The sequence below is a fragment of the Atopobacter phocae ATCC BAA-285 genome, from assembly GCF_000526675.1.
Classification (GTDB): domain Bacteria; phylum Bacillota; class Bacilli; order Lactobacillales; family Aerococcaceae; genus Atopobacter; species Atopobacter phocae.
Genome location: NZ_JAGN01000041.1, coordinates 1 through 15,393, shown reverse-complemented (window position 1 = coordinate 15,393; position 15,393 = coordinate 1). Strand labels below are relative to the sequence as shown.

Here is a 15,393-nt window from a genome sequence, read left to right as displayed (position 1 = left end):
ACCCGCGTGGTAAAGTCTCGTTCATAATAGCCATTTCTTTGGCTCTGACGACTTTCTGCTCGTTCATAGTTATCGGCCTGGATATATTCTGTTCGTTGATTCTCCATCAATTGGTTGAACACTGTTGTCAAAATGCTTTTCGAGGCATCATCTTTTACCGAATGTTCAATAATGCTTTGAACCTCTTCTCTATTCATTGTAAAATGTACTTGGGTCATGTAAAGTCCTCCTAGGTATGTTTTGTGGTAAAAACATTGTACCGTAAAAGGAGCTTTATATGACCTTTTATCTTTTACACAATTATATGGACTTTATCAGACATGGTATTGGTTTTAATAATATTGATCTTGAGGCGGCCAAAGAGAATAAAACAATAATAAGTATTGTTCCAGCACTTGTTGAAAGAGATGCGGTAGCAGAAAATAATATAACAAATCTGCTAGCTGTGATGAGAAAAACTGTACTAGCATATAATAGTGTAAAAAAGATTGCTGGGAACAGCGAGCAGAATTTGTTGGAAATAGCTTATTCAATAAAACTGCGGGGATAATTGGAATAGGAAATACCGGAAGTTGTGTAGCAGAAATATTACGGCAAGGATTTAGATGTGAAGTAGTTGCTTACGATCCTTATAAATCACAAATAGAGATGGAAAAATACGGAGTAAAAAAAGTAACATTGGAAGAATTATTGAAGCAATCCGATATTATATCCATATGTGCTAACTTGACTGAAGACAATTATCATATGCTCTCGGAAAAAGAGTTTGAACAAATGAAAAAAGGTGTATACATTTCGAATACTGCTAGAGGTGCTTTAATAAATGAGAGCGCTTTATCATCTGCTCTAGCATCAGGAAAAGTTAAAGGATTTGCTACAGATGTTTTAGAAGTAGAGCCAGGAAGATCAAATCATCCTTATTTAGAGTATGATAATGTGGTTATAACTCCACACATTTCAGCTTATACAGAAGAATGTTTAAAGTTAATGGGTGAAAAGTGTGTGGAAGATGTAAATAGGGTATCTCAAGGATTATTGCCAGAACGATCAATTCAAAAAGAAACTTTTTTAATGAATTATTAAAAGAGTAGTATCAAAAATTAACGATAGAAGATTACGATAAATGCAATTATTTACAGACAAAGGAGGAACAATAATGGAAACATTAAGCGCTTGGCAAAGTTTATTAATCGCTCTTTGGGTTGCGGCTGTTATGTCAAGATGGTTAGGCGGAGGAGCTACTTTAACACTTCGTTTCTCACCATTAATGACAGGTTTAGTAGTAGGTATAGTAATGGGGAATGTCCCTCAAGCAATGATAGTAACAGCTGCTTTACAATTAATTTATATGGGTGTTTTTTCACCGGGAGGTTCCATGCCAGCGGAACCATCGATTGCAGCGGCAATAGCAGTGCCAGTAGCATTATTAGGTAATTTAGAACCAGAAGCTGCAATAGCAGTTGCAGTACCAGTAGGGTTATTAGGAAGTTATTTATATCAATTCAGATTTTTTATTAATACTTTTTTAGGTAAGTATACGGATGCAGCGGTTGAAAAGTTAAATCATCGAGCTATATCACGGTCTATAATTTTGTATCCAACTTTAGCTTCGTTTATATTATTTGTTCCTTTAGTATTTATATCTTTATATTGGGGTGCTCCAGTAATAGCTGATGTAATTTCAGCGCTAGAAGGAACAGTGGTCATTCATGTATTAGAAGTTGTAGGTGGAGGTTTAGCTGCAATCGGGATAGCAACTACTATATATGTAATTGGTCGGAAAGATTATATGGTGTTTTTCTTCCTTGCATATTTTATGAGTATAGTTTTAAAACCACTTGAAGTTACAATGGTTACTTATGCTATTTTTGGAGTCATTATAGCTTTAATATTTGTACAAATGCAAGATAAAAATCAAACTAAATCACATACAGAAATTAATAATTCGAACAACGACTCAGTGGTAACATTTGATGATGATGACTTTGATGATGGTTTTTAGGAATAGGAGGGGTAAAAAATGACAGAGATGATTAAAAGTAATGCATATCAGCCAGAGGAAATTACTAAAAAAGATGTTACTAAGGCATACTTAAGATGGCATTTTGCTAACGAGATACCACATTCTTTTGAAAGATATTTAGCGCCGTCCTTATTGTACGCCATGATGCCCGTTTTAAGAAAGTTATATAAAGATGATGATCAATTAAAGGCTGCATATAAAAGACAACTCCTATTTTTCAATACACAATTAACCTGGGGTGGAGGAGTTATCACAGGATTAATGTCATCCATGGAGCAAGAACGAGCTGAAGAAGAATATAATAATAAAGAAATTATTATGCAAGATGATTTATTATACAATACTAAAGCAGGTTTAATGGGTGCATTAGCAGGAATTGGGGATGCAATTGATTCAGGAACAATTCAGTATATATTCATTGCTATAGCTGTTCCTTGGGCACAACAGGGTAGTGCACTTGGCGCCTTATTTCCATTTATCTTCTTTGGACTATACCAAGTATTTGTTGGGTTATTTTTTGCACATCAAGCATTCAAAATGGGAAGAAATGCAACAAGCTTAATGCAAAGTTCAGGTGTTCAAAAGGCAATTGAAATGTTATCTATTTTAGGGTTGTATATGATGGGGATTTTAGCAGGTAATTATGTGAAAGTTTCATCAGCACTTTCTTTTAAAATTTCTGGAAGAGAATTTGTTTTGCAAGAATTACTAGATAAAATCGTACCTGGAATTCTTCCTTTAGCAGTTGTAATGGGAGTATATTGGTATTATAACAAAAAAGGATTAAAAGTTACTCAAGCATTATTATGGTTAACTTTACTCTTAATTGTACTTGCCACTTTAGGAATTTTATAATACAGAAAAAGAATAAGAGGTGTATAGAATGGGATTAGTAAATTTAGCAAGAATTGATGAGCGTTTGATTCATGGACAAGTTATGGTGACATTATCACAAAAAAGTGGTGTTAATTCTATATTTGTTGTTGATGATATTGTAGCGCAAGATAAATTTATGAGAGATTTATATAAAAATGCAGGTAGTAGAACAGGAAAAAAAACAGTAGTTACAACAATGGACCGTGCTAAACATTATTGGGATGAATATGAATTTAAAGATTATAACTGTATCTTAATAGTTAAGACAGTTACCGCGATTTATGAGCTCATTAAACATGGTATTCCGATGAAAGAATTAAATGTTGGAGGCATTGCTCAAAAAAATCCGGAACAAGATATATTAGTAACTAAATCGGTTTATTTAAATAAGACAGATGCTATAAAATTAAAAGAACTTTATGAAGATTATGGTGTCGAAAATATCTATTTCCAAGCGACCCCTGCTGCGCCAAAAACATCATTAGAGGATGTTTTGAAACAATTTGATTTAACCTTAGGAAAATAAACAAGTAATATGACTATAAAACATGAAGAATGGACAGATCGCCAATTTAGATATCAATATATATTAGGACAACGACATAGTCAAAAACAAAAAAGAAGATTTATTAAGTCACTAATTTCAGATATATTACCTCATATACAAGAAGATGATTTAAAAATAATAGTTGAAAAATATAAAGGTATTGAAACGGGGACTAATGTATATATTGGCAATTTAAAAACCGCTCAAAAAGTAATATGTACATATTATGATACCCCTTCATTTAAAATAGGAAAATATTATCCCTTCAATAGTAATTTAGAGAGAAAAAAAGTTATAGAATGGAATATTATTATTAGTTCTCTAGTCATATGTCTAGGCCTTATGATGACATATTTTCTATTCAATGTATGCCATTTTAAATTTAGCTTAGGGAATGTTTCTAGTTGGCTAGTTATACTAATTTATTTACTATATTTTATGGTATTAAAAAAAAGTAGTTTAGGGACATACAATCCATATACCTTAATTCGTAATACCTCATCATTACTGACAATGTTAGAAATGATCAATAAGCATTCTATTGAAAAGATAGCTTTTGTATTTTTAGATAATGGTATATATGGTAAACGTAAGTTCAGCGAGATACAAAAGCAAATGAAAACTGGTTGTGATTTGTATTACTTAGATTCTATTGGATCGAATGGACCACTCCATATAATGAAAGTGAATAATTTATTTAAAAATGTAACTGCAGATCGTTTGAAAGGTAATATATATTATGCTTTTAGTTCAAGTAATAAAAAAGCAGATAGTTTAGATGAATATTATCTTACATTTAAAGCTTTAAAAAGTACGAGAATTAACGAAGAAAATATTAAAAAGTTTATGAAAGAAATATGGGGGGATAATTAATGATAGGTATTGTTATAGCTACACATGGAAAACTAGCGGAGGGCATACTGCATGCAACTCAAGTAATATTTGGTGATACAAATAATATTCAAACAGTAAGTTTAAATCAAGAAGATAATATCGAAGTATTCGGCAATAAAATAAATACGGCCATAAGTGAAGTGAATCAAGAAGAAGGTGTGATAGTCTTTGTAGATATCGAAATTGCTAGTCCATATAATCAATCGATGTTAACTATTAATAAACTTCAAAAAGAATTAAAAGATAAGCTTTTTATTATAACAGGTGTAAATTTACCAATGGTTTTAGAAGCAATAAATCAACAATTGATTGATGCTGAAGTTGAACAAGCGGTTCAAAATATTATTGAAATAGGTACACATAGTGTAAAACAATGGAGTGCAAGTGTTGCAATAGAAAATGATGATTTTGAAGATGATTTTTAATGTAGAAAGGAGTACGCCATGAAGTGGGCGTTTAGATGGTATGGTGAAAAAAACTCCATACCGCTTCAACATATTAAACAAATACCAGGAATAAATGGAGTGGTAGGAACTTTATTAAGGAAACTACCCGGGGAAGTATGGGAAATTGATGAAATAAAAAAATTAAAGCAGTCAGTTAAAGATTCAGGTATGGATCTACTAGGGATTGAAAGTGTTGCAGTGCATGATGCAATTAAAGCTGGAACTAAAGATCGCGATAAGTATATAAAAAATTATCAGCAAACCATTAGAAATTTAGCGGCATGCGATATTAGATTAATTTGCTATAGTTTTAAACCAATTTTTGGCTGGGCGAAAACAACTTTGGCATATGAAAATGAGGATAAAAGTTATTCATTAGTATACGATGAGCAAGTTGTAGAAAATATGGATCCGAGTGAGATGTATCAATTAATACATAGTCAATCTAAAGGGTTTAATTTACCAGGTTGGGAAGAAGAACGTTTAAAAAAATTCAATCATTTATTAAATCTATATGATGGTATCACAAGGGATGATCTTTTTGATAATTTGAAATATTTTTTAGAAAAAATTATTCCAACATGTGAAGAAGTTCGAGTGAAAATGGCTATTCATCCGGATGATCCACCATGGGAAATTTTTAATCTTCCACGAATCACAAAAAATTTACAAGATTTAAAAAAAATAGTAAACATAGTGGATTCGCCGTATAATGGGATTACTTTTTGTACGGGAGCATTAGGAGCTGATCCGAAGAATGATCTCATACAAATGATACAAGAAGTCGGACATAGAATAAACTTTGTGCACTTTAGAAATGTTTTATATATGGGTGAAAAAAAATTTAAAGAAACGGCTCACCTATCTTCAGATGGATCTTTGGATATGTATCAGTTGATGTTAGCGTTAATTGAGGTAGGATATGACGGAGTAATAAGACCGGATCATGGAAGAAATATTTGGGATGAAGTTAGTATGCCTGGATATGGCTTATATGATCGTGCCCTTGGATTAACATATTCACAAGGCTTATATGAGGCAATTATAAAAAACAAGCAGTTTAAAAATTCTAAAAGTAATTAATTAAAATGCAATTGTTACTTTAAATTAATCAAACGCCGCTGAGCCAGCGGCGTTTTTATTATAATTGAAAAAGGGTATAGTCGAAATATAAAGTGTTAGATAGCTAGGCTATCATATTTCTTGTAATTTCAAAAAAGAACCGTTAAACTGAAATTAGTTTGAAAGCCAACTAAATAATTAAAGGGGTGAAAAATGTTAGAAACAGAATTTCATTTCCAATTGATGCGTTGTTTTCAATTAATGAATAATCAGGTAGCGAGACAAGCAGCAACTCATGACTTGTTGCCCGGACAATCAAAAATTTTAGAATATTTATATGAATCAGATGGCGGTTTAGCAAAAGAAATTAGTCGAGCTTGTGTTATCGATGAGTCAACAGTTACTAGTTTACTTAAGCGAATGATGAATCAACAACTAATTTACCGCGAAGTTCGACCGACTGATCGCAGAAGCTCTTCTATATATTTGACTAAATTAGGAAGAGAAAAAGCAGAGCAAGTAAAGCGAATAACAGCTCAAACAAATCGGTTAGCTTTAAAGCATCTATCAGTTTCTGAGCAGGAACTTCTTTTAAAAAATATGAGACAAATAATTGCTAATTTTAGTCAACTAAATCAGAATTAACAAAGGAGCGTGGCCTATGAAAAGTGGACGAATGGAAGCTTTTAGTGATGGTGTCCTTGCAATTATTATCACTATTATGGTGTTGGAATTACGTCCACCGTTTGAAGTCGATAGAGAAAGTTTGCACCATTTATTAGGATCGTTCGTTAGCTATGCACTAAGCTTCATGTACGTTGGAATTTACTGGAACAATCATCATCATCTATTACAAATGTTGGAATTTGTGAATGGAAAAGTGTTATGGTTAAATTTACACTGGTTGTTTTGGATGTCACTTATTCCATTTTCAACGGCGTGGATTGGCATGAATCCTTATGAGAAACTACCGACAACAATATATGGAGTCGTTCTGCTTCTTTGTGCGATTTCTTATGTGCTACTACAACACGTTGTAATGAAATATCAGACGAAATCAACTAAGTTAAAAGAATATTTCGGAACAGATTGGAAAGGAAGAATTTCCTTAGTGATATACATATTAGGAATTGCTTTGTCTTTCTACCATCCAGCTTTAGCAGATATAACGTATTTAATTGTTGCTTTACTGTGGTTTATACCAGATAAACGAATAGAAAAAAGTTTATTCTATTATGAAGAGTAATTTAACATATAAATAAGAATAAGGAGGCATGACGATGCGACCAAATGAAATACCTGAAATAGCTCATACTGAATTAATAAATGAAGGTTATAAAGCGTATGAGAATGAAGAAGTCGTTGTTTATTGGAATCCTAAAATTTGTGAACATGCAGGACTATGTGTCGGAAATGATCCAGAAACGTTTGACGTCAATCGACGTCCATGGATTAAGCTAGATAATCAAACCGGTGAAAATATCGGGAAAGTAATTAATTTATGTCCATCAGGCGCATTAAAATATCGATTGAAAGAAGGGAAATAAAATGATAAAAATAACATTTGAAGAAGAAAATAACCGTGCAGTCGCTTTTGACGATGCAACAGAAATTGGAGAATGTACATTTGCTCGCGCAGACAAAGTATGGATTATCGATCATACATTTGTGACACCAAGTTATGGTGGACAAGGAATTGCTAAGAAGTTAGTAGCTGAAGTTGTAAAACATGCACGTGAAGCCGAAGTAAAAATCATGCCATTATGTCCATTTGCTAAAAGAGAATTCGTTCAAAATGACGAATATCAAGATATGTGGGCTAAATAAGAGATTACTATTAAAGCAAGCCTCTTTTGAGTTTCAAAGAGGCTTTTTTTTATAGACCAATTACAAAAAAATACCCTTCAAAAAATAGAAATAAAAAGAATGAGCATATTAGATGCAAAATAAATTTTTGTATGAGATAATTAGTTCGAAATAGAACTAAAAGAGTTTTATAAAAACATAAAAAAGAAAGAAGGAATTTAAAATGACACAACATGACGTATTAGGAATTCACCACGTAACAGCAGTAACAAGCGATATTATCGAAAACTATAATTTTTTAACAGATATATTAGGAATTCGTTTATTGAAAAAATCAGTGAACCAAGATGATATTCACGTATATCATACGTACTATGGTGATGATTTTGGAACACCAGGAACAGCATTGACATTCTTTGATTTTCCAAATACGCCACAAGCTAAAAAAGGGACTAATATGATTTCAAGAATTGGCTTGCGTGTACCTACTGATGCTGCTTTAGAGTACTATGCGAATCGTTTTGATGAATTTAATGTTAAACACGACGAAATTACTGAAGAATTTGGTGTAAAAGTTTTACGTTTTTGGGATAATGACGAACAAGCCTATCAACTTTTATCAGATGAGCACAACGAAGGAATGAAACCGGGAACACCATGGAAAGATAGCCCAGTACCTGCTGAACATGCTATTTATGGTTTAGGAACGGTAGAGATTACAGTTAGTTACTTTGATAAATTCAAATTAATCTTAGAACAATTGTATGATATGGAAGAAATCGCAGTAGATGGTAATCGTCATTTATTTGAAATGGGAGAAAAAGGTAATGGCGCTCGTTTAGTTATTGTGGATGATCCAGATAGTCCAGCAGGTATGCCAGGTTACGGTGACGTTCACCACGTAGCATTCCGTTTAGCAGATGCTAAATCACTTAAAATTTGGGAAGAAAAATATAATCGTATGGTATTACCACATTCTGGATACGTTGATCGCTTCTACTTTGAATCATTATATGCACGAATTGGTCATATATTATTTGAATTAGCAACAGATGCACCAGGTTTCATGGTAGATGAGCCGTACGAAACAATGGGTGAAATTTTATCACTTCCACCATTTTTAGAGGAAAATCGTGAAGAAATTGAACGTGTTGTTCGTCCATTTAACACAAAACGTTCAAAATAAAGGAGTAGCCAATGAAAGCTGTTAATCCAAATGAATTAAGCGAACGTGAAAATTATAAATTTTTAGTAGGATCAGTCATTCCTCGTCCAGTTGCTGTAGTATCTACGATGGGAGAAACAGGTATAGTAAATGTTGCTCCTTTTAGTTACTTTAATATTGTAACATCTAATCCTCCGATTTTATCGGTGAGTATACAACGCCATAGCAATGGGAAAATGAAAGATACGGCACGTAATATATTAGATAATAAACAAGCCGTGATTCATATTTTAGATAAAGGAATTGTAGAAGATGCTAATCAAACTGCTGCCTCATTAGAACCTAACGAGAGCGAGTTAAATCGTACTAATTTCCATTTAGTCGATTCTTTAAATATTGAAGTTCCAGGTTTAAAAGAAGCACGCATTCGATTTGAAGTAGAATTGTATGAACATGTATTAATTGAAGAAGCCGGCCAACCTACAGCTGACTTACTTTTATTACGAGTTTTAACTTACCATATTGAAGAAAACTTGTATCATGAAGGACGAATTGATCCGATTGGCTTAGAACCAATTAGCCGTTTAGCGGGTAATAATTATAGCCAATTAGGCGAAATATTTAGTGTTAAAAGACCAAACTAGTTAAATCATTCTTGAAATAAAAGCAAAAAAACTGAACACACTCGCTGTGTTCAGTTTTTGTTAGTGAATCGATCATATTATTTCGACAAATAGAAAGTGATAAAAGGCTAAGCTCTTTTATTTGATTAATGATTCGATACATGTTATATTTAATTCGAAATCGAACTTTTATGAAAGTAGACGATATAAAAAGGAGACGATATTAATGAAACATACAGGATTACATCACGTATCTGTTTTAGGTGCAAATGCAAAAGAAGCTTATCATTTTTATCATGATATTTTAGGTCTTCAAATGATTATGAATACAGTTAATCAAGACGATAATAGTATGATCCATCTATTTTTTGGTGATGAAAGTGGAAGAAGTGGAACAGAGTTTACAGTATTTGAAATGAAAGGTGCTCCACGTAATCAGTTTGGAACAAATGCAATTGAACGTACAATGTTTTTAGTACATGATCGTGCAGCTTTAGATTTTTGGGTGCAACGATTTGATCAATTTGGAGTAGAACATTATGGCATTGAAACATTTGATGGACGTGATGTTTTACGATTTGAAGATTCTGATGGGCAACGATTAGGCTTAGTATATCGTGATGAACCATTAGTAGGAATGGAACCTTATAATCATCCAGATATTGATTCAGCCTATTTGATTCAAGGGATTGGTGATGTGCACTTACGCGTTCGTTACCCAGAAGCAACGAGTGATGTTCTGACGAAACATTTTGGTTTTGAAAAAATAAATGAGTACACTATGGGTCGAAACCGTGTAGAACGTTATCAATATAAGGGAAATGCATTTAAACACGAAGTACATCTAATTGAAGATAAGACATCGCCAATTCAACGTTTAGGAGTGGGAGGAGCGCATCATTTGGCGTTTGGTGTAGAGACACGTCAAGATCTTGAATCCTTAGTTAACTACTTAGGTGAACATTCGATTATTAATTCTAATGTAAAAGATCGTGAATTTTTCAAATCATTATATTTTAGAGAACCAAATTATAATTTATTTGAAGTAGCAACCCCTGTAGTACATTCATTTGGAGATTTACCAGAACAACATTTAACTTACGATGAACAACCGCTTTTCTTACCAGAGTTTTTAGAATCACGCCGCGAAGAAATTGAACGACTCATTAAAGAGTAGAAAAAGGAGATGAATATTTGATGGAATATAAATGGTTAAAAACGGATGCGAAAGAATTATTCGTAATGTTTCACGGAACAGGTGGTAATATGTATAGCTTATTACCAATTGTTGGGGAGATTGATTCAAATGCTGACGTTTTAACGTTTTTAGGTAATGATGGGGTGGGTCAAATGCGCCGTTATTTCCCTTTACCAACAAACGGTAAAATGTCAACAGACGTATTAAAAGAACGAGCAGAACAATTTTTAGAAGAATTTCGTACGATTGATTTAAGTCAATACGAACGAATTACAGCAATTGGCTATTCCAATGGCGCTAATTTTATTTTAAGCATTTTACAGGTCGATCCAAACTTTGTGGATGAAGTTATTTTATTACATCCGTCGAATTTTAATTATGATTTTAAAGATGAAGTGAGTCAAATTAAAATGGTAGCAACTGTGGGAACGACAGATTATATTGCGCCACCAGGGGATATTGTTCAAATGCATAAAGAAATGTCCGCACAGAAATTCCCACATTTTGATATTAAAATGTTTGATGGTGGACATGGTGTATCTGAAGAAGAAATCGAATTTTTAAAGACACACTATAAAAATTAAAACATTATATAATGTCGTTCGGTTGATTAATCATTCTGTAGGTGATATAATTAGTTCGAATTAGAATTAATTAAAAATGGTATATATTAAAATAGTATACCTGAGGACAGGTGAGACAATTGGAACTAACTCGAGATCAACTATCGTTAAAAAATTTAATCCATTTAATGCGAGCAACTAATAAGCTAGAAGAAATTATTCAAAAAGATCTTCGCTCAATTGAATTAACAATTAATGAATTCGGAGTGTTGGAACTTCTATATCATCGAGGGAAACAGACGACTCGATCTATAACAGATAAAATTTTAGTAGCCAAAAGTTCAATGACTTATGTGATTGACTGCTTGGTAGCTAAAGGATACGTGCAACGAATGAAGTGTAAGGAAGATCGTCGCGTTATACATATTGATTTAACTGAATCAGGACGTGCATTGATTGACAACTACTTTCCAAAACATACACAACTCGTTGAATCATGTTATCAAGAATTACAAGAACAAGAGTTAGTTGAGTTACATCGACTATTAGGACAAGTCAGACAGTCTTTTGACAGTTTTTCAACAATACAAAATAAACAAATAGATGGAGGAAAATAAACATGCAAACAAAATTATTAGTCGTATATTATAGTTCAACAGGTGCCAACTATCAATTAGCTGAATGGGCAAAAGAAGCTGGAGAAGCTGCAGGAGCAGAAGTACGTGTACGTAAAGTTCAAGAATTAGCTCCTGACGTAGCGATTGATTCAAATCCAGCATGGCGTAAACATGTTGATGCAACACAATCAATCGAAGTTGCAACAACAGAAGATTTATTATGGGCAGATAGTATTGTATTCAGTTCACCATCACGCTTTGGTACAATGGCCAGTCAAATGAAGCAATTTATTGACCTTCAAGGTGGTGCGTGGGCACAAGGGAAATTAGCCAACAAATTTGTTACAGCATTTTCATCAGCTCAAAATCCAAATGGTGGTCAAGAGCAAGTGATTCAAGGTATTTATACAGTAATGCAACATTGGGGAACAGTTATCGTTCCAGCTGGCTATGTTAATATGAGTACGTTTGGTGCAGGTGGTAACCCTTATGGAACAAGCGCAACAGTTAATCAAGAAGCTGAAATCGTCAATGCAGAACAAGTTGCAGTGGCAGCTAAAGATCAAGTAACCCGCTTAGTTCAGATTACTGAAGCTTACTTAAAAGGCTCAAACTAAACATAAGAATCGCCGAGCGCGTACTTATCAAAGTATTGATAGGATGAAGCATAAGAGATGAATAGAAAGCTATGAAATGTCCATGCGTCATTATCATAGCTTTTTTGTTTATAATTACAAATGATGACACTCGCAGTGAATGAATTAAAGAATATTGTATCTTCAGCCATTATAGCAGTATAAATGAATAAGAAATACTGAAAGGATGATTAAGATGAAAAAGAAGCACGACGGTTTTTCGCGGCAAATGAATAGCACAGGTGAGAAGACATCTATGATGTATCATGACACACATGAGCATCACGACAATCATTATTCACACGCATCTCATCAGACAGATAGTCATCACCATCATCATCAACATATGATTGAAGATTTTAAGCGGCGCTTTATTTTTTCTATCATTCTTACAGTTCCTATTTTAGTGTTATCGCCTATGATTCAAAATGGACTGAACTATTCGTTTACATTTTCAGGTCAATCATTTCTTCTCTGGCTATTATCCACTATTCTATATTTTTATGGTGGATGGCCGTTTATTACAGGGATGAAAGACGAACTGAAGCAGTGGCAACCAGGAATGATGACACTTATTTTTATGGCGATTACAGTGGCATATAGCTATAGTTCAGCCATTGTATTTGGATTGTCTGGACAAGATTTCTTTTGGGAATTAGCGACATTGATTGATATTATGTTGTTAGGCCATTGGATTGAAATGCGATCCGTCTTAAGTGCATCAAATGCGCTTGAAAAATTAGTAGACTTAATGTCAGATATTGCACACGTAAGTCGTCCAGAAGGTGTCATAGATATTAATCGAGATCAAATTAAACCAAATGACCACCTTATCATTAAGCCAGGTGAAAAAGTTCCAGCTGATGGAATAATTGTTGAAGGGACAAGTTATATTGATGAGTCCATGTTGACCGGTGAAGTGCGACCTGTTGAAAAAACAGTAGGCGATGCACTGATTGGCGGTGCCATTAATGGAAGTGGAACTTTGGAAGTAGCGGTTAATCGGATTGGAAAGGATACTTATTTGTCCCAAGTCATCCGTTTAGTTCAACAAGCGCAAGATTCAAAATCTCGAACACAAGATTTAGCTAATCGAGCTGCTTTTTGGTTAACGATAATCGCTTTAACGGTTGGTGTCTTAACATTTATAGTATGGTATGCAATAACGCGAGATATTGCCTTTGCGATTGCTCGCATGGCAACAGTGATGATTATTACTTGTCCTCATGCGCTAGGATTAGCAACACCATTAGTTGTTGCAACCTCTACCGCACAAGCTGCTAAAAATGGGCTATTAATTCGTAATCGTTCAGCATTCGAGACATCGCGCCAAGTGAATGTAGTTGTTTTTGATAAAACAGGGACTTTGACACAAGGACAATTTGAAGTAGATGAGATTCAAGTATTTGATTCCCATTATACTAAAGATGCTATCATACAATTTGCAGGTACATTAGAAAGTTACTCGGAACATCCAATTGCTAGTGGAATATTGAAGCAAATGAAAGAAAGACAATTAAGTCATTTACCAGTTGGCAATGTTCAGGCATTAAAAGGAAAAGGGCTATCAGGTCAAGTGGATGGACATTCGGTTTTCGTAGTAAGTCCAGGTTATTTAACTGAACGAGGAATCGCTATACCTAATCAACAAAAAAGTGATTCTCCGTTAACGCAAGTCTTTCTATTAGTTGATCATCAATTAGTAGGTGCGATTAGTTTATCTGATCAAATTCGTCCAAGTGCTTATTCAGCTATTCAACGATTACATAATGAAGGCATACAAACGTGGATGTTAACTGGAGACAATGAACATACTGCTAAAAAAGTAGCTGATGAATTGGGAATTAATGGTTATTTCGCAAATGTTTTGCCTCATGAAAAACAAGATAAAATAAAAGAATTGCAAAAGCAAGGGAATATTGTCGCTATGACAGGCGATGGTGTCAATGATGCACCAGCGCTTGCACAAGCTGACGTCGGTATTGCCATTGGTTCCGGAACGGATATTGCATCTGAAACGGCGGATATAATTTTGGTGAATTCAAATCCAGAAGATGTTGTCACGTTAATTCGTTTTGGTCGAGCCACTTATCGGAAAATGATTCAAAACTTAATATGGGCAACGGGATATAATATATTAGCAATCCCGCTAGCTGCGGGGATATTATCAAATATTGGAATTGTTATTTCACCAGCAATTGGAGCAGTATTTATGTCATTAAGTACGATTATTGTAGCGTTTAATGCGAAGTTACTAAAATTAGAACGATCGCCAAAGAAGTAAAGAAGGTGAGAAGATGGAATATATTCAATCATATGAAGCGTTAAATCAATTAATTCATAGAGCTGAGCCGGTTTTAATTTTTGTATCAATGCCCACATGTAGTGTATGTCATGCTGTTGCACCACGCGTTCAAGCGCTAGCTAAAGAAATGGAGATATCATTTTATGAATTAGATGCCTCCCGAGTAAAAGAAGCAGCAGGACAATTAAGTTTATTCACGTCACCAGTAGTGATGTTATATCGAAAAGGACGAGAGTATCATCGACAAGCTCGAGTAATTAATTTTGAAGAATTAGAAAAAAGAATTCAAGAACTTCAAACAATGAGATAAATAAAAAAGAATTGAGGAGATATGAACTGCTCCCTGTCAAGTAGACAGGTAAAAAAATAAATTTTATGCACCTATGGTTTTTCATCCATAGGTGTTTTTTTATGCTGGAATAGCTAAACCCATCTTTAATGTGATTCGTTTAGTGTTAAAGAAATGAATATATTGATCAATATCTTTTGTTAAACTTTCAAATGTATCATATTTATTTAAATAATATAATTCTGATTTGAGCATGCCAAAAAAGTTTTCCATTGGACCATTATCGATACATTTTCCTACACGTGACATACTTTGAATGGCTTGGTGATCCTTAATAAATTGAG

20 protein-coding genes and 1 pseudogene are annotated in these 15,393 nt (G+C 33.7%); 19 read left to right on the top strand and 2 right to left on the bottom strand.

Annotated elements, in window-relative coordinates; all coding sequences use genetic code 11:
* Positions 1-218: transposase (locus L866_RS0106890; protein WP_025729952.1), on the bottom strand; the 218-nt coding region annotated here is incomplete at its 3' end.
* 98 nt (positions 219-316) lie between these two features.
* Here L866_RS0106890 and L866_RS08725 point away from each other — a divergent pair.
* The 19 genes and pseudogenes from L866_RS08725 to L866_RS0106795 all read left to right on the top strand — a co-directional run.
* Positions 317-1,083: pseudogene (locus L866_RS08725) on the top strand (NAD(P)-dependent oxidoreductase); the annotation flags it as partial.
* Between the two features lie 73 nt (positions 1,084-1,156).
* Complete coding sequence (locus L866_RS0106880; protein WP_025730445.1) at positions 1,157-2,002, top strand: PTS mannose/fructose/sorbose/N-acetylgalactosamine transporter subunit IIC; 846 nt, start codon at positions 1,157-1,159, stop codon at positions 2,000-2,002.
* An 18-nt stretch (positions 2,003-2,020) separates the two neighbouring features.
* The gene (locus tag L866_RS0106875) at positions 2,021-2,878 is read left to right on the top strand and encodes a PTS system mannose/fructose/sorbose family transporter subunit IID (protein ID WP_025730443.1); all 858 of its coding nucleotides are present in this window, start codon (positions 2,021-2,023) and stop codon (positions 2,876-2,878) included.
* Between the two features lie 28 nt (positions 2,879-2,906).
* Positions 2,907-3,425, top strand: coding sequence for a PTS sugar transporter subunit IIB (locus L866_RS0106870; RefSeq protein ID WP_025730440.1), 519 nt, complete (start codon positions 2,907-2,909; stop codon positions 3,423-3,425).
* A 9-nt stretch (positions 3,426-3,434) separates the two neighbouring features.
* Complete coding sequence (locus tag L866_RS0106865; protein ID WP_025730438.1) at positions 3,435-4,319, top strand: hypothetical protein; 885 nt, start codon at positions 3,435-3,437, stop codon at positions 4,317-4,319.
* Entirely contained in the window at positions 4,319-4,765 is a 447-nt protein-coding gene (locus L866_RS0106860) for a PTS sugar transporter subunit IIA (RefSeq protein WP_025730437.1), read from the top strand. Before L866_RS0106865 ends, L866_RS0106860 begins: the two co-directional genes overlap by 1 nt.
* 18 nt (positions 4,766-4,783) lie before the next feature.
* On the top strand, positions 4,784-5,869 hold the full coding sequence (gene uxuA, locus L866_RS0106855; protein WP_025730435.1) for a mannonate dehydratase: 1,086 nt from the start codon (positions 4,784-4,786) through the stop codon (positions 5,867-5,869).
* A gap of 192 nt (positions 5,870-6,061) precedes the next feature.
* Positions 6,062-6,493: a MarR family winged helix-turn-helix transcriptional regulator gene (locus L866_RS0106850; RefSeq protein WP_025730433.1), complete on the top strand. Its 432-nt coding sequence runs from the start codon at positions 6,062-6,064 to the stop codon at positions 6,491-6,493.
* A gap of 16 nt (positions 6,494-6,509) precedes the next feature.
* On the top strand, positions 6,510-7,094 hold the full coding sequence (locus L866_RS0106845) for a TMEM175 family protein (protein ID WP_025730431.1): 585 nt from the start codon (positions 6,510-6,512) through the stop codon (positions 7,092-7,094).
* 34 nt (positions 7,095-7,128) lie between these two features.
* Complete coding sequence (locus L866_RS0106840) at positions 7,129-7,395, top strand: (4Fe-4S)-binding protein (RefSeq protein ID WP_025730430.1); 267 nt, start codon at positions 7,129-7,131, stop codon at positions 7,393-7,395.
* A gap of 1 nt (position 7,396) precedes the next feature.
* A complete protein-coding gene (locus L866_RS0106835) occupies positions 7,397-7,675 on the top strand; it encodes a GNAT family N-acetyltransferase (protein WP_211236689.1) in 279 nt (92 codons plus the stop codon).
* 202 nt (positions 7,676-7,877) lie between these two features.
* Positions 7,878-8,840, top strand: coding sequence for a ring-cleaving dioxygenase (locus L866_RS0106830; protein WP_025730426.1), 963 nt, complete (start codon positions 7,878-7,880; stop codon positions 8,838-8,840).
* An 11-nt stretch (positions 8,841-8,851) separates the two neighbouring features.
* Complete coding sequence (locus tag L866_RS0106825) at positions 8,852-9,463, top strand: flavin reductase family protein (RefSeq protein ID WP_025730424.1); 612 nt, start codon at positions 8,852-8,854, stop codon at positions 9,461-9,463.
* A gap of 205 nt (positions 9,464-9,668) precedes the next feature.
* Positions 9,669-10,619 carry a VOC family protein gene (locus L866_RS0106820; protein WP_025730422.1) on the top strand — a complete coding sequence of 317 codons (951 nt, stop codon included), beginning with the start codon at positions 9,669-9,671 and terminating at the stop codon, positions 10,617-10,619.
* Between the two features lie 20 nt (positions 10,620-10,639).
* Positions 10,640-11,224 carry an alpha/beta hydrolase gene (locus L866_RS0106815; protein WP_025730420.1) on the top strand — a complete coding sequence of 195 codons (585 nt, stop codon included), beginning with the start codon at positions 10,640-10,642 and terminating at the stop codon, positions 11,222-11,224.
* A gap of 119 nt (positions 11,225-11,343) precedes the next feature.
* Positions 11,344-11,820 (top strand): MarR family winged helix-turn-helix transcriptional regulator, encoded by a 477-nt coding sequence (locus L866_RS0106810; RefSeq protein ID WP_025730418.1) that lies wholly within the window; start codon positions 11,344-11,346, stop codon positions 11,818-11,820.
* Between the two features lie 2 nt (positions 11,821-11,822).
* Positions 11,823-12,437, top strand: coding sequence for an NAD(P)H-dependent oxidoreductase (locus L866_RS0106805; RefSeq protein ID WP_025730416.1), 615 nt, complete (start codon positions 11,823-11,825; stop codon positions 12,435-12,437).
* 214 nt (positions 12,438-12,651) lie between these two features.
* Positions 12,652-14,739, top strand: coding sequence for a copper-translocating P-type ATPase (locus L866_RS0106800; protein WP_025730414.1), 2,088 nt, complete (start codon positions 12,652-12,654; stop codon positions 14,737-14,739).
* 13 nt (positions 14,740-14,752) lie between these two features.
* A complete protein-coding gene (locus L866_RS0106795; protein WP_025730412.1) occupies positions 14,753-15,070 on the top strand; it encodes a thioredoxin family protein in 318 nt (105 codons plus the stop codon).
* Positions 15,071-15,169: 99 nt separating this feature from the next.
* Here L866_RS0106795 and L866_RS0106790 read toward each other — a convergent pair.
* The coding region (locus L866_RS0106790; protein ID WP_025728502.1) for an IS3 family transposase at positions 15,170-15,393 on the bottom strand (224 nt) is incomplete at its 5' end.